General features: G+C 52.2%; 19 protein-coding genes. 14 read left to right on the top strand and 5 right to left on the bottom strand.

Annotated elements, in window-relative coordinates; translation table 11 throughout:
* The first annotated feature begins 34 nt into the window (after positions 1-34).
* The 5 genes from B0G52_RS07710 (at position 35) to B0G52_RS07730 (ending at position 5,013) form a co-directional block, all read left to right on the top strand.
* A complete protein-coding gene (locus tag B0G52_RS07710; RefSeq protein ID WP_158223620.1) occupies positions 35-1,387 on the top strand; it encodes an ABC transporter substrate-binding protein in 1,353 nt (450 codons plus the stop codon).
* Between the two features lie 26 nt (positions 1,388-1,413).
* Positions 1,414-2,310: a carbohydrate ABC transporter permease gene (locus B0G52_RS07715; protein WP_094042960.1), complete on the top strand. Its 897-nt coding sequence runs from the start codon at positions 1,414-1,416 to the stop codon at positions 2,308-2,310.
* Positions 2,311-2,322: 12 nt separating this feature from the next.
* Entirely contained in the window at positions 2,323-3,171 is an 849-nt protein-coding gene (locus B0G52_RS07720) for a carbohydrate ABC transporter permease (RefSeq protein ID WP_233162467.1), read from the top strand.
* 7 nt (positions 3,172-3,178) lie between these two features.
* Positions 3,179-4,468, top strand: coding sequence for an FAD-dependent oxidoreductase (locus B0G52_RS07725; protein WP_094042961.1), 1,290 nt, complete (start codon positions 3,179-3,181; stop codon positions 4,466-4,468).
* Between the two features lie 179 nt (positions 4,469-4,647).
* Positions 4,648-5,013: a dihydrodipicolinate synthase family protein gene (locus tag B0G52_RS07730; protein WP_143762536.1), complete on the top strand. Its 366-nt coding sequence runs from the start codon at positions 4,648-4,650 to the stop codon at positions 5,011-5,013.
* Between the two features lie 203 nt (positions 5,014-5,216).
* On the opposite strand, the gene B0G52_RS07735 is transcribed toward B0G52_RS07730, so the two are convergent.
* The 3 genes from B0G52_RS07735 to B0G52_RS07745 are packed head-to-tail and all read right to left on the bottom strand — an operon-like array spanning position 5,217 to position 6,802.
* Positions 5,217-5,837, bottom strand: a complete 621-nt coding sequence (locus B0G52_RS07735) for a DedA family protein (RefSeq protein ID WP_094043300.1) — start codon at positions 5,835-5,837, stop codon at positions 5,217-5,219.
* A 4-nt stretch (positions 5,838-5,841) separates the two neighbouring features.
* Entirely contained in the window at positions 5,842-6,489 is a 648-nt protein-coding gene (locus B0G52_RS07740; protein WP_094042963.1) for a hypothetical protein, read from the bottom strand.
* A gap of 10 nt (positions 6,490-6,499) precedes the next feature.
* Positions 6,500-6,802, bottom strand: coding sequence for a PadR family transcriptional regulator (locus B0G52_RS07745; RefSeq protein WP_198960612.1), 303 nt, complete (start codon positions 6,800-6,802; stop codon positions 6,500-6,502).
* A gap of 359 nt (positions 6,803-7,161) precedes the next feature.
* On the opposite strand from B0G52_RS07745, the gene B0G52_RS07750 reads away from it, so the two are divergent.
* Positions 7,162-7,527, top strand: a complete 366-nt coding sequence (locus B0G52_RS07750) for a hypothetical protein (RefSeq protein WP_094042965.1) — start codon at positions 7,162-7,164, stop codon at positions 7,525-7,527.
* A gap of 225 nt (positions 7,528-7,752) precedes the next feature.
* Here B0G52_RS07750 and B0G52_RS35235 read toward each other — a convergent pair whose 3' ends face one another.
* Entirely contained in the window at positions 7,753-8,067 is a 315-nt protein-coding gene (locus B0G52_RS35235; RefSeq protein ID WP_143762537.1) for a hypothetical protein, read from the bottom strand.
* A 222-nt stretch (positions 8,068-8,289) separates the two neighbouring features.
* Positions 8,290-8,919, bottom strand: a complete 630-nt coding sequence (locus B0G52_RS07760; RefSeq protein WP_094042967.1) for a TetR/AcrR family transcriptional regulator — start codon at positions 8,917-8,919, stop codon at positions 8,290-8,292.
* Positions 8,920-9,098: 179 nt separating this feature from the next.
* Between B0G52_RS07760 and B0G52_RS07765 the strand changes: the two genes are divergently transcribed.
* The 8 genes from B0G52_RS07765 to B0G52_RS07800 all read left to right on the top strand — a co-directional run bounded on the left by B0G52_RS07765 (position 9,099) and on the right by B0G52_RS07800 (position 22,727).
* Positions 9,099-13,460 (top strand): RCC1 domain-containing protein, encoded by a 4,362-nt coding sequence (locus tag B0G52_RS07765; protein WP_233162504.1) that lies wholly within the window; start codon positions 9,099-9,101, stop codon positions 13,458-13,460.
* 201 nt (positions 13,461-13,661) lie between these two features.
* A complete protein-coding gene (locus tag B0G52_RS07770; RefSeq protein ID WP_233162506.1) occupies positions 13,662-14,372 on the top strand; it encodes an ABC transporter ATP-binding protein in 711 nt (236 codons plus the stop codon).
* Positions 14,356-15,966, top strand: coding sequence for a hypothetical protein (locus B0G52_RS07775; RefSeq protein WP_094042970.1), 1,611 nt, complete (start codon positions 14,356-14,358; stop codon positions 15,964-15,966). The genes B0G52_RS07770 and B0G52_RS07775 overlap by 17 nt, the downstream gene beginning before the upstream one ends.
* 272 nt (positions 15,967-16,238) lie before the next feature.
* Positions 16,239-17,123: an ABC transporter permease gene (locus tag B0G52_RS07780; RefSeq protein WP_094043302.1), complete on the top strand. Its 885-nt coding sequence runs from the start codon at positions 16,239-16,241 to the stop codon at positions 17,121-17,123.
* 10 nt (positions 17,124-17,133) lie between these two features.
* A complete protein-coding gene (locus B0G52_RS07785; RefSeq protein WP_094042971.1) occupies positions 17,134-18,036 on the top strand; it encodes a carbohydrate ABC transporter permease in 903 nt (300 codons plus the stop codon).
* A gap of 49 nt (positions 18,037-18,085) precedes the next feature.
* Positions 18,086-19,624: an ABC transporter substrate-binding protein gene (locus B0G52_RS07790; protein ID WP_094042972.1), complete on the top strand. Its 1,539-nt coding sequence runs from the start codon at positions 18,086-18,088 to the stop codon at positions 19,622-19,624.
* 86 nt (positions 19,625-19,710) lie between these two features.
* A complete protein-coding gene (locus tag B0G52_RS07795) occupies positions 19,711-21,942 on the top strand; it encodes a helix-turn-helix domain-containing protein (protein ID WP_094042973.1) in 2,232 nt (743 codons plus the stop codon).
* 341 nt (positions 21,943-22,283) lie between these two features.
* Positions 22,284-22,727 (top strand): SPASM domain-containing protein, encoded by a 444-nt coding sequence (locus tag B0G52_RS07800; RefSeq protein ID WP_158223621.1) that lies wholly within the window; start codon positions 22,284-22,286, stop codon positions 22,725-22,727.
* The last annotated feature ends 181 nt before the right edge of the window (positions 22,728-22,908 follow it).

Consider the following 22,908-nt stretch of genomic DNA (forward strand, 5'->3'; position numbering starts at 1 on the left):
TGAAGACATCACAAAACAGGGGGGTTATCTCATAGTGAAAAAACGTCTGGGACTTGTATTACTCTCCGTATTAGTTATGGCTATGCTTACAACGGCTTGCTCTGGAAGCAACGGTAACGATTCCGGCAACGCAACCACGAACAAGAATAATAATGGGGAAGTCGTTCGATTGAAAATTTGGGGCGGAACGCCCGAGGAAAATGGACCTAAACAAGTAGTGGAAAATTGGAACGCTCAGAACCCTAACATTCAGGTCGAATATGTACGCTTTGTGAATGATGACGCTGGTAATACGAAGCTCGATACGGCTTTGTATTCCGGTAAAGACGTGGACATTTTTATTGGCTACACCCCAACGCTTCGTAACAAACGCATTGATGCAGGTGTAGTGGAACCGCTTGATGCGTATATCAACGGAGATAGTTTTGATTTGGATAAAAACTTTGGTTCAGACAACATTGAAGTCATCGACGATCATATTTATTACATCCCTGCGCAAAAAGCGATCGACGGAATTCTTATCAATAAAACCATGCTGGATGAAATCGGTGAGCCGTTACCATCCGCAGATTGGACTTGGGGGGATCTGGCCGATCTTTCTAAAAAGTTAACAACGGGCGAAGGCGCTAATAAGCGTTATGGCTTTATGTTTGACTATGCGACAACAACGATCAGCTTTGAGCAGTATATGGCGATGAGCGAAGTCGGCGCAGATTATTATTATAATGCCGACGGTTCTTCTTCTTTCGATCAATCCTATTGGAAAGAGATCTACGCCTTGCATCAACGTATGCAAAATGTTGACGGATCCGTATATCCTTACGGTGACGTGGTAACGGCGAAACCGTCATTAGCACAAGAATTTGTTAACGAAAAAGCGGCAATGATTTTTGGTTCGTTCCATATTCGCAGCGTCAAAGATCTTGAGAATTACCCGCATGATTTCGTAACGGCGGTTTTACCGATTCCTACATTAAATAAAGATACAAAATCATATAACGGATTTGGCATGCAGGATTTTCTATCCATCAGTAAAAACTCCCAAAACAAAGATGCGGCTTGGGAATTTATCAAATGGTACTCTACAGAAGGCTACTCTCCAATGGTAGACTTTGGCCGCGTACCCAGCTGGAAGGATTATGATGTAACGAAAATCGTTGAGCAGACAGTTGGAGAGAATGCGCATTTGTTTGATATAGATTCTATGAAAGCATTCTACTCGGGGAATTATAACTTCTCCTTCCCTAAAAATAATACTGCGAGATCCGAGCTTGATAAGCTCATTAAAGAAGAAACGGAACAGCTTATATTGAACGATAAGAGCATTGACGATACATTGGCAAGCTTGAAAGAGAGAGCGGACAAATTAATCGGCGAGCGCAAGTAGGGTGTTGATGTAGGAGGTTGCAAACCATGCTTCCCTGGTACAACAAAAATAAAGAACAACTAACGGGGTATTTGTTTATCCTTCCTAACATGCTTGGTTTAATTTGTCTAACCTTTATTCCGATTTTGTTTTCAGCTTTTCTAAGCTTTACAGAGTGGAACTTTCTTGGAGGATTCAAAGCTTTAAAATGGATCGGCTTGGATAACTATTTTGCCATGTTTGAAGATCCCTGGTTTTTGAAGTCCTTGAGAAACAACTTCATCTATGTGGCGATTACCGTACCGTTAATTATGCTTTTCGCACTCCCGATTGCGCTTATTCTTAATAGCAAGGTGTATTGGAAAAACCTGATTCGCATGATGATTTTCATGCCTTATGTTTCAAGCGCGGTTATTGTCGCAGTCGTGTGGGGCTTGCTATATCGACCATCGGAGGGGCTTATTAATTCCTTCCTGCGGGATTTAGGCCTGGTTAATCCTCCAGGATGGATAGCCTCAACGACTTGGGCTCTGCCTGCTGTTATCATCATCGGTGTATGGGGATTAATCGGGTATACCATGATTTTATATTTGGCAGGCTTACAAGGGATTCCAAGAGACTTATACGAAGCAGCGGAAGTGGACGGGGCAAATTCAATGAAGAAACTGTTATATATTACGGTTCCTATGCTTCGTCCAACTACCTTTTTCATTATGGTCACATTGATCATTACAACATTCCAAGTATTCGGAACCATATTTATGCTTACGCAGGGCGGACCTGCAGGCAGCACTTCGATGCTGGCTTATTACATCTACATTACGGCATTCAACTTCCATAAGTTCGGATATTCATCAGCAATGTCTTGGTTCTTATTCTTGATGTTATTCATTGTAACGTTCTTTCAATGGAGACAGCAAAAAAAATGGGCGAACGATTTTTAGGCGGAGATGCATATGGAGAGAGTACAAGCAAGAGTATGGAGAGTACGTACGGCTAAAGGCATGCTTACATTCGTTATGCTTCTGTTAAGCTTAATTATGATCATTCCATTTGCGTGGATGCTGTCCACTTCATTCAAAATTGCGGCAGATGTGTTCGTCTATCCGATGGAGTGGGTTCCAAAGCGGCCAACTCTAGCGAATTATATCGAGGTATGGGCTGGGAAGTACCCTTTCTATACGTACTATTGGAACTCGATTAAGCTAACGTTTATTACCGTTATAGGCACGTTAATGACGAGCTCGATGGCGGGGTATGCTTTCGCCAAGCTTCAGTTTAAGGGGAAAGAAGCCTTATTCCTCCTGTATTTGGCTACGCTTATGGTGCCCAATCAAGTGTTGCTGATCCCGAGGTATATTTTGTTCGATACGTTAGATCTTGTGAATACGCATTGGGCCATTATTTTGCCGGGTATTACAAACGTAGTCAGTACATTTTTGATGAGACAATTTTATCAAACTGTACCGAACGATTATATCGAGGCGGCGAAGCTGGACGGAGCGGGACACTTCTATACCTACTCGAGGGTATTAACGCCATTAGTAAAGCCGGCTGTTGTTACCGTTATTATTTTGAATTTTATATGGCATTGGAATGAGTTTGAAAGTCCGTTAATTTTCCTGCATGATAAATCGCTCTATACGATTCCGCTTGGAATAACTAACTATACGGATGAGTTCGGAACTCATTATAGTTTAGTAGCAACAGCGGCGCTTTGCGCCTTAGTTCCGATGATTACGATTTATCTCATTTGCCAGAAGTGGATTGTCGAAGGAATTATGAGCTCTGGTGTGAAGGGCTAAGGAGGATATGGAAGTGACCTTGCAGGTTAAGGTAGTGGAACCATCAAGAGAATTAACGATAGCCGGCTATTACGACACGATTGTATGCGGAGGAGGGCCTGCCGGGTTTGCAGCTGCGGTTGCAGCTGGAAGAAACGGCGCTAAAACGTTACTTATAGAATTAGCTGGCTGCCTGGGCGGGATTTGGACTTCCGGTAATCTATCGATCATTCTGGATGGCAATGGTAAGGAAGGGGTATTTAAAGAGTTGCTAGACCGTCTGAAAGCGGAAGGCGGCTACCTGCATACGAATTACAAGGAAGAATTTACACATGACGCAGAGGTTATGAAGATTGTGCTTGAGCAAATGTGCGCGGAAGCGGGAGTAGACATTCATCTGCACACTCGCATCGTCGATGCCGTTGTGGAGAACGGGGCTATCCAAGCTGTCATTACAGAGAGTCATAGCGGCCGCCATGCGTTTACCGCGCATTCCTTTATTGATGCCACTGGCAATGGAGATCTGGCATTTAGAGCAGGATGCAGCTTCGAGACAGGTCATCCCAAGACGGGACAAACTCAGCCGGCTTCTATGCTAGCTATCCTTTACGGAGCTCCTCAGTCTCAAGAGAATACAAGTATTCCGGAAAAGCATCAGGAGCTAAGAAGCTTTTTACAATCTGCCGATGTTAATCCAAGCTACCAATCGCCCTGCATTTTCAAGTTGCCCAATCCAAACTTCTCGTTTTTCATGATGAATCATGAATATGCTGTGCGTTGCGACTCAACGGAGGATATTTCCAAAGCGACGCTAAATGGAAGAAAAGAGTTGTTCGAATCCGTTAAAAAGCTAAAAAAAGTCCCGGGTTGGGAAAATGTACATCTGGTATCGACTTCATCTCATATTGGCATTCGCGAAGGAAGAAGAATTAAAGGTTTGTACAGACTTGTTGCCGAGGATCTCATTACGGGTCGAACTTTCCCGGACGGAATCTGCGAAGTCAGTTTTCAAGTAGATGTGCACTCTCTTTCACGCGATGCCGAGATCGGATACTTCGATGGCGGAATTGAACCCAAACCCTATCAAATTCCGTATCGCAGCTTGGTATCAGGCGAGATTAGTAACCTTGGTATGGCTGGAAGATGCGTAAGCGGAGATTTCTGGGCCCATGCCTCTTATCGCGTTACAGGAAATTCCGTACCAATGGGTGAGGCTATCGGTTATGCTGCAGCCCATGCGTTCCAAAACAACTGCTCTCTTCATGAAGTAGATGGAACAGCAGTTTCTGCTTACATGAGAGAGCGGGGTTACTTGTAGTATAGGGGAAGCACACTGAAAACCCGGTCCGCAGGAGGGCTGGGTTTTTGGGTTGTATAGAAATTGCAGGTAAGAAATCATTCTGCGAAACGGGTTGGAAGGACTTGGGCGGAACATGTCGAATTAATGGTCTTTGTACCTAAATACGAGGTTGGAGGTCTTAATGGTGAACGAAGAATTTGGGGCGGCGGTTGTTCAGCCTGCCAATAATCCGGAGCCCAAAAACGCTCGCCATTCGAATACTGGTTATCGTCGCGCTGATCTTGGCGGGCGCCTCTGGCGGAGCCGCCGCTTATTTGTTCGTAAAAAGCAGCGACCTTGCGGAAGCGAATGACGCACAAGCGGCGCTAATCGAGGAACAAGCGAAGAAAATCGAGGGGCTAAGCGCTAAAATCTCGAAGTACGACAAACGAATTTCGGAGATTTCCACAATTAAGGAGCTGGCGAATAATCTTAACACCGATAACAACGTTTACGTCACGATTAAGAATTACGAAATCGGCAACACCACTTCCGGCCAATTTAAGTTAGTGGGAGAAAGATGAATCGGCTCATCCCAACGCGGTTCGCCTCCGCCATAAAAACTCCGACCGCATGAGCCCAGAGTTTTTATGGCGGTGAGAGGGAGGGATAGACATCGATCCGAAGGAGGACAGTTGGGGCGTCCCTCCGCGTAGGGAGCGAAGCGGACGAGTCACGGCATCTGATTTTACCGCTTAGATCGTCATTTGGCTTCGTTAGAGGGGCATTAGATTTTCTGCTCTCTTCTCCTGTATTTACTAAAGTACCAATAAAGAAACGCAAGGAATAACAAGACTAGTCCGACGTAAGCGATGTTCGAATACACATCCATAAACTTAACAATCGACGTCCAAGATTCTCCGACATAAGCCCCGACCAGGATTAAGGCAGCATTCCAAATCAGGGAGCCGAGTGTAGTCAGCAACAAGAAGGGGGTAAAATTCATGCGGGTCATACCTGCAGGCAATGAGATTAAGCTTCGAATGAGAGGAATAAACCGGCAATAGAAAACCGTCCATTTTTCGTTTTTGCTAAACCATGCGGCAGCTCGTTGGATATCCTTAGGGGAGATTCTCAAGTACCTCTCCCATTTGGTAACGAATGCTTCAATTCTGTTTGCGTTCATGACTCTACCTAAACTATACAAAATGATCGCACCGACTACCGAACCCAGCGTTGCAGATAAGATGACGCCAATGAGGGATAAATTGGAGTGCGTCGTTACAAACCCTCCGAAGGTTAAGATCACTTCGGATGGAATGGGCGGAAACAGATTTTCAATCATGATTAAAAAGAAAATGCCAACGTACCCATAGTCGTTCAAGATTTCCAATATGATTTCTTCCATCACGCTACTCCTCATCCCCGTACAATTTCTTCCTGAAAATAGCATCCGGAAATTTATACAGAATGAACATTCCGATAAATCCTAACGTGTAAATGATCAACATGCAAATGATGCTGACCATTGCGGTTGACCAGCCGACATAGCTGCTAATGACTGAAAGCACCAGGATCAGCATAGTGAAAATGACCGCATAACCAAGCAAGTAGGTGTGTTTCCCGAAGGTGAACAAGTTCTTATCTTTCACTAACTGATGGATTTCTTTAATGTTGAATTCATTCATTGCGCGGATCTGCGCATCCTTGTCAGACAGGTTATGCTGAACGACCAAGTCGGCGGCATAGTCCGTCAAATAGGATTTAAACTCTTGCGACTCTTCCGCGGAAAGATTCATCTTGTCCACATACTCTTCAATATCTCCATGCCGGATGGCAGTGGTCACGTTGTATTGGATATGAGAAATATAGTTCATAATCCCCCAGAGGGTAGCCAGACCGAAGGAAGTCCAATAGCCGGCTTGGAGAACGATCAGATTTTCATTCACTGAGGATCTGTCGATGTAAACCATCACGGCAAACAACAGCATGGAAGGGATGATTAACCGTTTATAGTTCAGTTGTCGCAGGTTAAACAGGGTATCTCGATATGCTTTCATAAGCGCCTCCTTAAATAAACCGATCAATCAAATTTCTGATTTCGATCCATTCTTTTCTTAACGTGTCGAGTTGAGCCTTCCCCTCTTCCGTTAGCGAGTAATACTTTCTTCGGCCTCCATTACTTTCCGTCCCCCAATAGGAATGTAGAATCCTTCTGCTTTCCAAGCGCTTCAAGGACAAGTATAGGGTGGGCTCGGGGATATCGAATTGTTTGCGGGATTTAAGCTTAATCGACCGTGAAATTTCGTAGCCGTAGTTGTCCGCCCCTTCTAACACGGATAAGATCAATAAGTCGACCATTCCTTTCATCATCTCAGTATTCAACGTTTTAACACCTCGCCATTATTACTTTTCATAACAAAGTACTTGTTTGAAAAAATACTGTGGTCTAAATACTTTGTTATACAATACCATTCTTTACTTTGTAATGCAATGTACTTTGCGTAATAAATTTTGATCGATCCAGATGGTTAATGGACATTCTGTTTCCTTTAGTGGATTCATGAGAAAGCTTTGTACAAAGTTTCTTTGTTATAATGGATGATATGGGATTATTCGCCGGCTGCGCTCGAATCAATTAAGTTCGTTCAATATGAATCCTTTGAAGAATAAGATATGAGCAAAAAGCGTTGTATTGAGTATATTACCTGTAAATTGGCTGGTGAATCTGAATGACCGAGAAATATTGGTTGGCGGTACAGTATCCTCTGAAAAGCGCAAAAGGCAGCCAACGTGACAACTGGTTAAGAGATAAAGTCATGGAATACTTAGAGATCTCCCTGGCAGATGCTAACTTAGGTTATGTGGATGGCTTTGATATGGGCAAATGCATCTCCGACCCGAATAAATGTGCTCTCAATATATTTTGCGTCATTACCGAAGAAGAACGGAGTATAGCCTTGGTGAAAAGAGTCTTAAGGGAGAGCAGGCTTGATTATACCCGTATCCAAATTGCCACGATGCCTCATGGAAAAGAAGATGAAACTTATACTTTGAAATATGCTCATAAGAAGGGGGTTACTGATTTTTCGTTATAGGATGGTTGTGTGCCCCCTGCAAGACGAACCATTTCCCCATCATACATCTCCTGAAGCCTTCGCGTGCCCATTGCAATGTTCTTCGGAGGCTTAATCTAATGTCGCCCATCCTAATATCTTCAAGTTACGCCTACTTCCGGTTCCTCTTGTTGAGAGTTTCGGATACCTCCGCGGACACAAGCGAGATAGGTGCATCGCCGCCGGAGTCTTCTTCTGAAGTGAGAACTACGGCGGCGGATAAGACGGCTTTGCAGATTCAAGCCGAACAGGACAACGTGCTGTTGCTGGATTATTGCGACCTGCACTCAACTGCTGCATTACGGATTGAAGGAGCATGATTTGTTCCCGAGCATTCAAACGTTGCCGCGGATATTGCGCAGGAACTGGTCGCCGAAGGTCTTGTTCCGGGGAGATCGCAGTAGGCTCCGACAGCTGCAGCGTCATACGTTTTGCTTTGACGACGTTGCTGCGGGTCACAATCTGCGAGACAAATTCGATATGGCCGCTGCCCTGCGATACGATGTTGTAATGCGCGTACACGATCGTGCCCGGCCCCGGCGTCTCCCTCCCTGTGGACGCCGGCGTTCGTTCGTTTAGACGACCGGCGCGCAACGGCGCCAAGGGCGGAGACGGTTCGAGCCGTCGCGGACGGCCGAGGAGCAGGGCGTGGTCATTCGCTCACCGCAGGCGTACGCCTTGCTCCACGCGTCAATGACGCTGCGGCTTCGTTTCGCAGTGCGGGCAGCTTGTCATCCCGGGCGTTCAGGACTCGGGCTGCTTCCTCAAGCCGGCGGCATACAACGGACCTTGCACCAGAATGGTTGTGAGGGTTCGCGCCATTTCCTCGGGTGACTCTTGCCTGCCGCTCTCCAGCCATTGTTGAATCACGCCGATGTGCGCCGATCCCACGTACGTAGCAAAATACTTTGCCGGAACGAGGCATTCTTCTTCATTGATCAGCACGTCCGTGCTTTTCCCCAGCATCGTCTCTTGCATGAATGCCTTGAGCTTGAGCTGAAAGGACATGTCTCCCTTTGGTCCCAATGCCGCGTTCATGAATCGGCTATGCTCGTTCATGAACGCGAAGAGGGCTGCAACGAACGGATAAATTGCCAATCGGGACGGTGACTGCTGCAGTTCCGTTTTCAACGATGGAAAAATTTTCTTCGCAATGTTCGACATCCCGATCATGATCTCTTCTTCGCACTTGGTCATCAGGTCGTATTTGTCCTGATAATGGGCGTAGAAAGTGCCCCGGTTGATTCTGGCCCGCGTCGTAATGTCTTTGACTGTAACCGCTTCGAACCCCTTCTCTTCGATCAATTCCACCAGCGCATCCCGAATCGCCAGTTTGCTGCGGACCACCCGCAGATCAGCCGTGTTCCCGATCATCCCAAACCCCCGATTCTCCTGAAAATTTTTCCAGACACCTTGGTCAGATGTGTTCGTTAACCGACACATTTGCCACTTTTGCACATTGAAGCCCTGCTTGCCCCACATCATAATAATCCACAAGGTGTTTATTAAATTATAAATCCGTAGTTGGGGAGGAGACAAGTTCTGTGTTATTCATGAAAAGGCGAAGAGTCATGTCTCTTGTTTTGTCTATCGTGTTGCTGCTTGTTGCGGCGGTTCCTTACGGTTCCGGGAAGGCCAATGCGGCGCAAACGGGAGTGGGAAGCGGAATCGTGAAAATCTCCGCGGGAACCTATCATTCGTTGGCGCTGAAGGGCGACGGCACCGTTGCCTCCTGGGGGTATAATGGTAGTCTTGGTCAATTGAACGTGCCGACCGGGCTAACCGGGGTCGAGTCGATCTCGGCGGGATGGTATCATTCGCTGGCGCTGAAGGAGGACGGCACCGTTGTCGCCTGGGGAATGGATACCCATGGTCAAATGAACGTACCGACCGGACTCTCCGGGGTGGCGGCGATCTCGGCGGGATGGTATCATTCGTTGGCGCTGAAAACGGACGGAACCGTTGTCGCTTGGGGAAATAATTTTTATGGTGAATCGGACGTGCCGGCCGGGCTAACCGGGGTCGTGGCGATCGCGGCGGGATGGAGTAATTCGCTGGCGCTGAAATCAGACGGCACTGTCGCCGCCTGGGGACGTAATTTTTCGGGGCAATCGAACGTGCCGGCCGGGCTTACCGGGGGCGTGGCGATCGCGGCGGGTTGGAATCATTCGTTGGCGCTGAAAGCGGACGGGACCGTCGTCGCCTGGGGAGATAATAGCGATGGTCAAACGACCGTGCCAGCCGGGCTAACCGGGGTCGTGTCGATCGCGGCGGGGGCGCATCATTCGCTCGCGTTGAAAGCGGACGGGACCGTCGTCGCCTGGGGAAACGCCTCGGGTGATGATAATTATGGTCAAACGGACGTGCCGGCCGGACTCTCCGGGGTGATGGCGATCGCGGCGGGAGCGGAACATTCGCTGGCGCTGAAAGCGGATGGCACCGTTGTCACATGGGGAGGTAATAGCGTTGGTCAAACGGACGTGCCGGCCGGGCTTGCCAAGCCGGTCAAGGGTGGCGCCGTCGCGGCGGGATCGATTCACTCGCTGGCGTTGAAGTCGGACGGCACCGTCGAAGCCTGGGGAGGCAGCGCGGGAGATGTCTGGGGAGACGGCGACCCGGACCTTGGTGAATTGACCGTGCCGGCGGGGCTTACCGGGGTGACGGCAATTGCAGCGGGAGCGTATCATTCGCTGGCGCTGACAGCGAACGGCACCGTTGTTGCCTGGGGAGATAACCGTGACGGTCAAGCGGACGTGCCCGGGCTCTCCGGCGCGAAGGCTGTCTCGGGGGGAACGCAACATTCGCTGGCGCTGACAGCGAATGGCACCGTTCTCGCTTGGGGAAGTGACTATTATGATCAAACGGACGTGCCGTCTGGACTCTCCGGGGTGGTGGCGATCGCGGCGGGAGGGTTTCATTCGCTGGCGTTGAAAGCCGACGGCACCGTCGAAGCCTGGGGAAGTAATACCCATGGCCAGACGGACGTGCCGGCCGGACTCTCCGGGGTGGTGGCAATCGCGGCGGGATCGACTCATTCGCTGGCGCTGAAAGCGGACGGGACCGTCGTCGCCTGGGGTGGTGATTTTCATGGTCAATCGTACGTGCCAGCCGGGCTTACCGGGGTGGTGGCGATCTCGGCGGGAGGACTTCATTCGCTGGCTCTGAAAGCGGACGGGACAGTCGTCGCCTGGGGTGACAATTTTAATCATCAATCGGCCGTGCCGGCCGAGCTTACCGGGGTGGTGGCGATCTCGGCGGGAGGGACTCTTTCGCTGGCACTGAAGTCGGACGGCACCGTCGTCGCTTGGGGAGCCGGCCCGGGAGATAGTGATTATTACGGTCAAACGAACGTGCCGGGCAATGACCGTCTGAGCGGCCTGACGGTACAGGAGGGCGATATAGACCCCGTGTTTTCCTCTTTGACCACCGAGTATACCCTCGATGGCCCGTCGGTATTGAGCGTGCATATTACGGCAACGCTGGCAGATCCGACATACGCCGAGCTGTATGTCGACAACAAGCCGCTAGCCAGCGGCAGCACGGCGACCGTAAACGTCTCGGGAGCAACGATGGTTATCCCTGTTCGGGTTGAACCGTATTTGAAGCCGCCTCGGACGTATACGATCACCGTGCATGGAGACGGAGCGCCTCCCGACGTTCAGTTCGCCGCGAACGGTCATGCGACGCCTTCGCAAACGGCGGAAAGCACCGTTACCGTGACGGATGCGGAAAGCGGCGTCGATGCGGCCTCGCTGCAATACGCCTGGACGCAAAGTACGGCTGTTCCCGCAGACGGCTGGACGACTTTTGCCAGCGGAGACACGTTGAGGCAGACAAGCGGAGACGGCAACTGGTACTTGCATATCCGCGCGCGGGATCTGGCCGGGAATGTCGCCGACGTAGTATCGAACGCGTTCGTGCTGGACAACACAGCGCCGGAGCTTACGCTCATCGGCAGCAATCCGATGAACATCCCGCAAGGCGGGACGTATACGGAACCGGGGGCGGTGGCGGCCGATGCAATCGACGGCGCGATTCCGGCCTCGTCCATCACGATTTCGGGCGCCGTGGACACGGCGCGCCTCGGAAATTATCCGGTCCAATATGCGGTCGAGGACCGTGCAGGCAATACCGCTACGGTAACTCGCGCCGTGTACGTGTACGACGGGGACGCGCCGGCGATTTATTTGAATGGCGCAAGTCCGATGACGGTGGAAGCGAACGGCCCGTTTGTCGATCCAGGCGCAACGGCGCAGGATGTGCAGGACGGCGACCTTTCCGCTTTGATCATCGTGACCGGAACGGTGGATTCGACGACCCTTGGCACTTATACGCTCTCCTATAACGTTTCCGATGCTGCAGGCAATGCGGCTGCGACCGTGACGCGCGCGGTCTATGTGCAAGATACGCAGCCTCCTGTTCTCGCGCTGCTCGGCGATCCCGTGATGAGCGTGCAGGCTGGCACTGCGTTTGCCGACCCCGGAGCGCAAGCGACCGATGACTATTACGGCGACATCTCCAGCCTCATTGTCGTGACAGGGACGGTAGATACAAGCCAGGCGGGCGAATATACGCTGCGATACAATGTGAAGGATCCCTCCGACAATGCCGCCGCGGAAGCGACGCGCACGGTGACGGTCACGGCTCGTAGCGGCTCTGGCGGCTCCGGAAATACGGGGAACTCGGGAACCTCGGGCGGCGAGCCTGCGTCCATCCGCCAGGTGAGCGTCAAAATCAACGGAGTGGTCAAGCGGGTGGGAGCATCGTACGAAACGTCCGGCGGACAACGCATCACCCGAATTTTCCCGACGGCGGAGCAATTGTCCGAAGCATGGACAACTAAGCCGAACAGCATTCGGATCGAAGCGCAAGACATCGGAGATTCGGTCAAGATGGACCTTCCGGCCGCTTCGCTGCTGCACGCGCTGGAGGTTCGTCCCGACGCCCTGTTGGAATGGAGCGTTAACGGAAACGGCTTGCGCATTCCGATCCACGTCCTGCAAGGCGTTCCGAAGGAAGCGACCGTTACCTTCGGGATAGCGGCGGCCGCGGGTTCCGTCGGCGACGCCGGGAACGGAGCGATCGCGACAGCGGGGGGAGAGCCGCTGCTCCCTCATCCGGTCGTCTTTTCTCTTCAGGCCAACGACGGCAGCAGCATCGATTGGGGCCGAACGTACGCGACTCTGACGGCCGCTCTGCCCGAACCGGCCAATCCGGATCAATCGGCTGCCGTACGCATCGACGCAAACGGGCGGATGCGGTTCGCGCCGGCTGTTTTCTCGAACGACGGGTCACCCCTGGCGACGATTCGTTCGCCTTATAGCGGCGCTTATTCGATCATCCGATCGGATCATTCGTTTGCGGATTTGAACGGGCATTGGGCGCAAAAGGATATCGTCCTGATGAAGAACAAGCTGCTTGTCGAAGGAAGAACGCAAGACCGATTTGTGCCGGACGATCTTATTAGCCGCGCCGAATTTGCCGCCATGCTCGTGCGCGCTCTCGGTCTGGACGACGAACCGGACGGTTCGACGCCTTTCCGGGACGTGGCGCCGGGAGCATGGTATGCGGGAGCCGTCCGGGCCGCTCATCGAGATCAGCTCATTGACGGTTTTGAGGACGGGACGTTCCGGCCGGAAGCTCCCATTACCCGCGAACAAATGGCGGTCATGATCGTCAGGGCGATGGAGTACGCCGGATATGCGCCGGATGCGAACGGGGCGACGACGAGAACGTTCGCCGACGAAGCGGACATCGCGCCATGGGCGGACGATGCGGTCGGTCGGCTGACCGGAGCCTCCATCATCCTCGGTGTGACCGAAACGAAGCTCGGTCCCCGGGAATATGCGTCCCGCGCGCAAGGAGCCGTCCAGTTGAAGCGGATGCTGAAGGCGATGCAATTTATTAATCCGTAGGGCAGGGGATAACTTCCTAACGGACCACATAGAAACACTGACCCATGGGGTCGGAGTTCAGGTTTTCTCGGCAGTCTGACACCCATCATTGGGTGTTTTTTTCTTTTCTGAAAGGGAAGAAGAGAAGAGCCTAGCAAAAGCCGGAAACCAACAGACCGCCCAACCGTATTAGCACTAAAAGGAGTGATTCCATTGCAACTCGTGCTGGACAAGATCGCGAAGCGCTTCAATGAGAAGCAGGTGCTTCAGGATGTGGAGCATCGATTCGAGAAGGGGAAAATCTACGGGCTGCTGGGACGGAACGGAGCGGGCAAAACGACGCTGTTCAATTGCTTAAGCGGCGAGCTGAAGGTGGACGGCGGACAAGCCTTATTGGAGACGGACGGCGAGAAGCGCGAGCTGCGCGAACAGGACGTGGGTTACGTCTACTCGCTGCCGATTCTGCCGGAGTTTCTGACAGGCTATGAATTCGTGAAGTTCTTCATCGATATTAACCGCCGCCAGAACGTGCCGATCGACCGAACGATCGACCAATATTTCGACATGATGAGCATGGCGGAGGAAGAGCGGCATCGTCTCATTAAAGGGTATTCCCACGGCATGAAGAACAAGCTGCAGATGCTGCTCTTCCTGATCACGAAGCCGCCGGTCATTCTTCTGGACGAACCGCTTACTTCCTTCGACGTCATTGTGGCGCTGGAGATGAAGAAGCTGCTCCGCGAGATGAAGCATAACCATATCCTCATTTTCTCGACCCATATTTTGCAGCTGGCATCCGACCTTTGCGATGAACTGGTCATTTTGAACCGCGGCCGGTTGTCGTCGGTTTCCCCCGAGCTGTTGCGCAGTCCGGAGTTCGAGCAGAGCATCGTCGAGCTGCTGAAGGATGAGAGCCATGCTGAGGATTCTTAGTACGCTGTTGGCGATTCGGACGTCTTCGGCGATCAATTTGTTTTTCTATTACCTCCAGAAGCTGCCGCTGGTCGGCAAGGCGATCAAGAGCACGGTTTATGCGAAAACGGATCTGAAGCGCTCGGTCTCCGCCCTCGTTTTTGCCGTACTGCTGCTCTGGAGCCCTGTGTCCAAGCTGCTCTACCTCTATGTTCTTGTCTATTTGCCGGTGACGGCTGCGAACGAAATGTCGCACGCCGATGAGCCGCTCCAGCTGTTCATACATATATTTGCAGTCATCAGCTTCCTAGTCGCAGGAGTCAGCAGCGCCAACGTGCTGGAACCTAAGCGGGAGAAGTATGTAGCAGTGAGGCTGATGCGAATGTCGCCTCAGCTGTATATGCATGCCGCCTTGTCCTACCGCTACATCGTATTTCTGGTCGGTTATATCCCGGCTCTGCTCGTATTCGTGCTGCTTCTGGAAGGTACGGTGCTGCAGGCGGTAATGCTGGCGGTTTCCGTGGCGGCGTGGAGAGTGCTGTGCGAATATGTTCATCTCAAGCTGTTCGAGAAGACGGGGATCGTGCTGGTCAAGCAGTTGGCCGTCGTATGGCTCGTCATCGGTGCAGGCTATATCGCTGCGTATTTGCCGCTCTTCCTGGAGAAGTTCCCGACAGTCGAGCCGGTTCTTATGCATTGGGGAGTGCAGCTGTTGATCGCTGCGCTGGGAGCGTGGGCCGCCGTTCAGCTTGCAAGATATCGTCATTTCCGCGAAGCTGTAGAGGCCGCAACCAAGCGGGACGATCCTTACTTGAACGTTAGAGGTATGGTTGCAGATGCCCAAAAGACGAGTGTTCAAGCCAAGGAGAGCGATTACTCCGAGGAAGCCTTGCGGCAGGAGCCCGTTAACAGCAAAGAGGGCTATGCCTATCTGAACGAGATTTTCTTCACAAGGCACCGCAGCTTGGTCAGCCGTCCGTTCCGCAAGCGACTCGCAATTATTGCTGCTGCCGGAATCGTCGGATCGATCGCGATGTTCGTCATGGGGCGTATACAGCCGGAGTTCCTGCAGTTGGAGCTGAAGATGCTGTTCGCCTTCTTGCCCATCGCGTTGAGTTTCCTGACGGTAGGCGAAACGACATGCAAGGCGATGTTCTACCATTGCGATATCAGCTTGACCCGATACAGCTTCTATCGAAGCGCGGCCTACGAGCATTTCTTGATCCGGCTGCGCAAAATGATCGGCCAGAATTTGTGGATTGCAGCAGCGCTAGGAGGCGCGCTGACGTTGGCGACCTTCGCTGCGGGCGGGAATATTCTGCAATGGGATGCCGTGCTGTTGTGGCTCAGTATTGCTGCGATTGCCGTCTTCTTTACTCTCCATCACCTGTTTCTCTATTATATTTTTCAACCGTATTCCACGGATTTGAACATGAAAAATCCACTCTACTTCGTCGTGGCTATGGCCGTGTCGGCTGTCTGCGGGTTCGCGGTCTTCTTCCCGATTCCGCCGGCCGTCTTCACGAGCGTCGTCATAGCGATTGTCATCGTTTATTTTGCGGTTGCGATCGCAGCCGTTCGCAAGTATGCGCATAAGACGTTTAGAGTGAGGTAGGGGATCGATCCATAGACATATACGCGTTAAGAACAGCCGAACCGTTCGGGCTGTTCTTTTTTTTGCTCTGATAGTCGGATTAGTTCGAAGCGGTGCAAAAAGTGCGAAGGGAAAGCTTCGGAAAAGTGCGCATTTGTGAGCGAATTTGCGATTTACGACGTTCGCCGGGCGATGGTAAGTTGAGTCCATTCGGAGCTGCGCGCTCAGACAATAAGGAGGTGGGGACTTTGACGAGGTTAGCGCGATTATACAAGAACGGCGCACTATTGGTGATGACGCTTCCGGGCCTGCTGCTGCTGTTGGCCCTTCATTATTTGCCGATCGGCGGGATCCTGATCGCCTTTAAGAATTACAGCTTATCGGGCGGCAGCTTCTTTCGGAACTTCGCGAACAGCCCTTGGATCGGTTTCGATAACTTCGAGTTTTTTCTGAATACGCCGGATGCTTTCATTATTACGCGCAACACGATCCTCTACAATCTGGTGTTCATTTTTCTGGGGACGGCGATTTCCGTCTTCCTGGCCGTGGCGTTCAATGAGCTTCGAAACAGGCGGATGGCGAAGATTTATCAGACCACGATTTTACTGCCGTATTTCCTCTCCTGGATCGCGGTGAGCTATTTGTTTTTCGGCTTCCTCAGCGCAGACAAGGGGATTTTGAACCAACTGGTGTTCGAACCGCTGGGCCACGAGGGAGTCGATTGGTACAACAGAAGCGTCTACTGGCCCTATATTCTCGTGTTCGCCAATGTATGGAAGTACGCGGGTTACAACTGCATTATTTATCTCGCGGCGATTATCGGGATCGACAACGATTACTATGAAGCGGCGGCGCTGGACGGGGCGAGCAAATGGCAGCAGATCCGGCATATTACGATCCCCTCCCTGTCGACGGTCATTACGCTGTTGGTGCTTCTTGGCATCGGGCGCATGTTTTTCGCCGACTTCGGTTTGTTCTATCAAGTGCCGATGAATTCGGGCGCGATCTTCGATGTCACGAATGTCATCGATACGTTCGTCTACCGTGCGCTGATCAACAGCGGCGATATCGGGATGTCCTCGGCGGCCAGCACCTTTCAGGCCTTTGTCGGATTCATACTCGTAGTGTTGTCCAACTGGATTGTCAAGAGAATCGATTCGGAGAAAGCGATCTTCTAGGAGGAACCCCATGAAAGTCTCATACAGAGGCAATGCCATATCGCAGACGGCGAATACCGCCATTCACGCGATCTTCATCGTCATCGGCTTATCGTGCGTCGTGCCGCTTCTGCTGGTAATCGCCGTTTCCTTCTCAGACGAACAGACCATAGCCGCGAACGGATACCGGTTCCTGCCCGAGAAGCTGTCGCTGGACGCTTACCGCTACCTGTGGCAGGAGGGGCGCACGATTTTGAACGCCTATGCGGTCACGATCTTTACTACCGTGGTGGGAACGGTACTCAGCCTGGCGGTCATCTCGACCTTCGCCTACCCGCTGACGAGGAAGGACTTCTCCTATCGGAAGCTCTTTCTATTCCTTGTCGTATTCACGCTGCTGTTTAACGGCGGACTCGTGCCCTGGTATCTGGTAACGACGCAAGTGCTGCATCTCAAGAACAACATATGGGCGCTAATCGTTCCCCATCTGTTCAACGGATGGTATGTGATGATCATGAAAACGTATTTCCAGACGACGATCCCGGATCCGGTGCTCGAATCGGCCAAGATCGACGGCGCAGGCGAATTCCGTACGTTCTTGACGATCGTCCTGCCGTTGTCTCTCCCAGGGCTCGCGACAATCGGATTGTTCAGCGCGATCGTGTTCTGGAACGATTGGTGGCTGCCGCTCATGCTGATCACGAACGATAAGCTGCTCAACATGCAGTATTTGATGTACAAAGCGCTGAGCTTCGCGGATTACTTGTCCAACGCCAGCGGCCAGAATTACGGCTCGATTATGCAGCTGTCGCCCCCTGCCTTAACGTTCCGGATGGCGCTTGCGGTCGTCGGGATCGGACCGATCGTGCTCGCTTATCCGTTCTTCCAAAAATACTTCGTGCAAGGGTTGACGGTAGGCGCTGTTAAAGGCTAACCCCAGTTATACTGGTTAGTATATAGAAAATTTCAGGAGGTTATCGCAAATGGGAATGGTCAAAAAATGGGCTGCGCTGGGCATGACGACGATTATGGGATTGTCGTTGGCTCTGGCCGGCTGCAGCACGGCGGGCAAGGAGACGTCGGGGACCGGCTCAACGCCCGGCACGACGACGGAGCCAACCGGCACAGAGGCTCAGAAGCTGGATCCGTACGTCATCGACTGGTACATCATCGGCACGTCGCCGCAGCCAGACAATGAGCTGGTCGAGGCGGAAATCAACAAAATCGTACAGCCTCGCATCAATGCGACGGTGAAGATGCACATCATCCCGTTCGGCGATTACGATTCCAAGATGACGGCGCTGCTCGCTACGGGCGAAAAGGTGGACCTCATGTTCACCTCCAACGGGAACATGAACTACAGCAACTTGATCGCCAAAGGCGGACTGGTCGATCTGACCGATAAGCTCGACGAGCTGGCTCCCGAGGCCAAGGCGCTTCTGTCGGAAGGATTCCTGCAAGCCAGCACGATCAAGGGTAAGATCTATACATTGGCCGCGTATAAGGAGAAGGGCGCTTGGCTGGGCTTCATCGCGAATCAAGCCCTGATGGAGAAATACAACATCGACATCAAGAGCATCAACAGTCTGGAGGACATGGAACCGGCTCTTCGAATCCTGAAGGAGAACGAACCGACGATCACGCCGATCCTGGCTTCGGGAGGCGGAAGGATTCCGTATGTCGTTAACCGTCATCTCTGGAACGTATCCCCGGTGCAATCGATCGTGCTGAAGAAAGATGGAAGCGAATACACGTTGGTGGCGGACGAGCCGGAGTACGTCGCTTCGCTGCAGACGCTCCACCGTTATTTCCAGGCCGGCTATCTTCGGAAGGACTCGGCGGTCATGAAGATTACCAAAGACGACTATCCCAAGAGCGCCTTCGCCTTTGCACAGCTGAAGCCTTATGTGGATGTCCAGGTTTCGAACCAGTATGGGGTGCCGTTCATCTACCACCATTTCGGCAAGCCGATCACGACGACCAACGATCTGGTCGGCTCGATGATGGGTATCCCGACCACCTCCAAAGATCCGGACCGCGTCCTGATGTTCTACAACATGATGTACCACGACGAAGAACTGATCAATCTGGTTGGCCGCGGCATTGAGGGCAAGCACTATATGAAGAAGGACGACAAGCGGATCGAGTTTCCTCCGGGTACGGATAACGGCGCGAAATCCGGTTATAATCCCGGAACGACCTGGGCTTACGGGAACCAGTACTTGACGTACCTCGTGCCGGGAGAGCCGGACGACATCTGGGAGCAATTCAAAGTATTCAACAGCGAATCCGAAGCCGTGCCCAACCTGGGCTTCAACTTCGACAGCTCCGAACTCAAAACTGAGATCGCGGCGATCAAGAACGTGGAGAACGAATTCCGACCGACGCTGGAGACCGGTTCGGTCAACCCGGACGAGAACCTGCCCAAATTCAAGGATAAGCTGAAAGCAGCAGGAATTGACAGGGTACTTCAAGAAATCAACAAGCAGTATGCCGAGTGGAAAGCGGAGAATAAAAAGTAAGCGCAAACAAACGATGGAGAGGCTTGCCGTTCGGGGGAACGGCAGCCTCCGATCGAGGGATAATCGAGCCGGAGGGATGATGGGCGATGTTGAAATGGGTGCCGGAGAAACACTTTTTTTCAAGCTTGCTCCTTTATTTCTCCACGCTCGTATCGCTGGTGATATTGACGGTCTCGTACATCCTGTATGTGCAGTTCGTGGACATCGAAAAACACAATATTTTCGAACGCGGCGAGGAATCGTTGTCCCAGATCAGCACGACGGCCGACAGTATGCTCGAGAACGTCAAGATGGCGGTCTCCCAAATTCTTCTCGACAAAGAAATCACCCGCGTCTTCTATTTGTCTGAAACCGAGCCGCAGGAGATGCAACGAATCGGGGAACGGCTCCACCTGATCGGGTCGATGCCGTTCCTCCACTCTGTCTACCTGTACAACAGCAAGATGGATCTGTTCTACACGAACCAACAGATGCTGATTCCCAGCTCCGGCTTCCATGATCAAGGAATCGTGGAGCTGTTGAAGACGTTCGAGCCTTCGCAAAATTTCAAGCCGATCACGCGCAGGATCCCGAATTCGACTCATTTTGCCAATATGGATTACAACGTTTACACCTTCATTTATACCGAATCGATGGGCCCTGACAGCAGGAATTCGATCGTATTGAACATTACAGACAGCTGGATGATTAACGCGATCTCCTCGTTGGATAAGAGCCAAGAGGGCGGCATCTTCATCATGGATTCGGGCGGTGTGCTCGTCAGCAGCGTCTACAAGGACCGAACGCTGAGCAACGTTCGCAGGCAGGAGTTCGCTCAAACGTTCTTGCAGTCGGAAGACATATCGGGACATTTCATCGGGGAAGTGGACGGCGCTCGTTCTCTCGTCACCTATGCTTCTTCGGAAGCGTTGGGATGGAAATTCGTGAGATATATGCCTTATCGGGATGCGATTCAGGAGGTTAGCCGGATTCGGGGGACCACGATTCTGGTTGCGCTTGCGGTATTCCTGGCGGGGCTTGCGCTTGCTTATGCGACCTCCCGAAGGCTGAACCGGCCCGTGGAGCATCTGACCGAGAAGCTGCTGCGTCAGAGCGATACGATCCGGGAGCATTCTTACAAAGGCAAGCAAGAGACGATGCGCAGGCTTCTGGCTGCGGAAGAGACGGAATTGCAGCACGGGGTCAAGAGGAAGCTGGCGGAGTTTGGATGCAAGCTGCCCCCGGAGGGGCCTGTTCGGATGCTTCTGTTGATGGTGGACCAAGCCAAAGCGTTTGCGTCGCAGTACAACTTACGCGATCGGGAACTGCTCAGATTTGGCATTATGAATATAGCCGCAGAAGTGATAGAGGGACGGGCAAGGTGCGAAACGATCGATGCGAACGAGGATCACCTGGTCGTCCTCTTCCGCGATGATGGAAATCAGGATCTCGAAGCGTGGGCGCGGGAGATCCGGCAGAACGTCCGCGATCACCTTAAGCTGTCCGTGACGGCCGTATTCAGCCCCCGGGGCTCGCGCTTAGCGGAAGCGGGAAGTCTATATCATGCTTGCCGCGAGGCCGCGGCCTACAGGGTGTTCGCAGGCTGGGGAGCGGTTCTGTACGCCGAGCGGACCGAACAACTGGAGGCGGTTGCCTACCGGTACCCGGTCCAAAAGGAAGAGCAAATGACGGACGCCTTGATGCTGGGTCACATGGGGGAAGTCCGGAGCCTTTGTCTGTCCATTCTGGACTCGACGGCGGGAAGCTCCTACCGAAACTTGCATTTGACGATGTCCCGCCTGTTCTTCGCCATTCATATGGTGGCGGATACGCTGGAGAAAGCGTCGGGCTTCGGCTTCGACGTCCGCTTCCATGAGCTGTTCGCCGAGTTGTCCGAGCTGGAACGGCTGGAGGACATGAAGATGAAGTTCTCGGAGCTCTTCCATCATATGGAGAGACGGATGAACGAGAAGAAGAATGCGAAGTACGATGAACTGATGAACCGAATTACCGAAATGATCGACAACCAATTCATGAATGAGGACCTGGGCTTGGACAGCATCGCCGACGCGCTGAACATGTCCCCGGTCTACCTCGGCCGTCTGATCAAGAAGTATACCTCCAAGTCTGTGGTCGATTACATCAACGAGGTACGAATCGAGAAGGCGGCGGGCATGCTGCGCGATTCGGATAAATTGATCGCCGCGATCGCCCGCGATACCGGGTTTACCGGCAACAGCTATTTTGGGCGCGTTTTCAAAAAATACAAGGGCATCACGCCGAACGAGTATCGGCTGCAGTCGAGAAATTCAGCGCAAGAGATGGAGGAAGCGGAATGAAACCGGATAGGCTGATCTATACCTATGTAAGCAGGCCTCCCATTACGAAACCTCCTGGGGAAACGGGACGCCTATAGAGGGCGTAGAGCGGACGGCCGCGACGGCTCATCGACACGATATTCCAGTAACCTGGATCGTGAACAGCGGATCGATCAAGGTGCTGGGCGAGCGGATTCGGGAGTGGCATGAAGCATACGGCGACGACGTGATCTTGAAATGTCCGAACTATTACAGAGACGCCGGGCACTCGAAGGAAAAGCTCAAAGAGCTTCTGGAGCGGGAGTGGAAGATGCTTCAAGACGCGTTTCCTTGGGCGGAAACCCGAATCCTGCTCGAAAACGTTGATTCTGGAGCGCAACGGCGACGCTTATCCATGCGACTTCTATATCCATCCCGATTGGAAGCTCGGCAATGCGGGGACGGATTCGCTTACGGATCTTGTCGCTCATCCGCTGTACGGCGATTTTTTGAAGCTGAAATCCAAGCTGCCCGATGCATGCCAAGCATGTCCGTGGCTGGAGCTGTGCTTCGGGGGTTGTCCGCGAAACCGGCGGTGGAACGAGGCGACAACGGAATCGACAACGGATTATTTTTGCCGCAGCTATCGCCAGATTTATGCGTATGCTCATGACAGAATGGCGGAGCTTGGAGTTCGGCTTCGCCGGCAACTGTACGAGCAAGGAGCCGCGCTTCAGTATAACGGGAAGAGACCGGGGAGAAATGAGCTGTGCGCTTGCGGCAGCGGCAGGAAGTACAAGGATTGCTGCATTGGACAGCAAAAATAAGCGCTTGTAAAATGAATATCTAGAAGAAGCGGAGTGGATCGGCTGCAGAGGGAGAGAGAGTATGGATTGGGAGGCCCACGTCGAGCGTTGGAGTCGAGCCGCCGTCAGGCTGCTGGATATTCGACAGTTTCGTGCTGAGAATGGAACCGTGCCTGATCGCTATCCAGCGCATACGGGCTTT

The sequence above is a fragment of the Cohnella sp. SGD-V74 genome, assembly GCF_003001675.1.
GTDB lineage: Bacteria > Bacillota > Bacilli > Paenibacillales > Paenibacillaceae > Cohnella.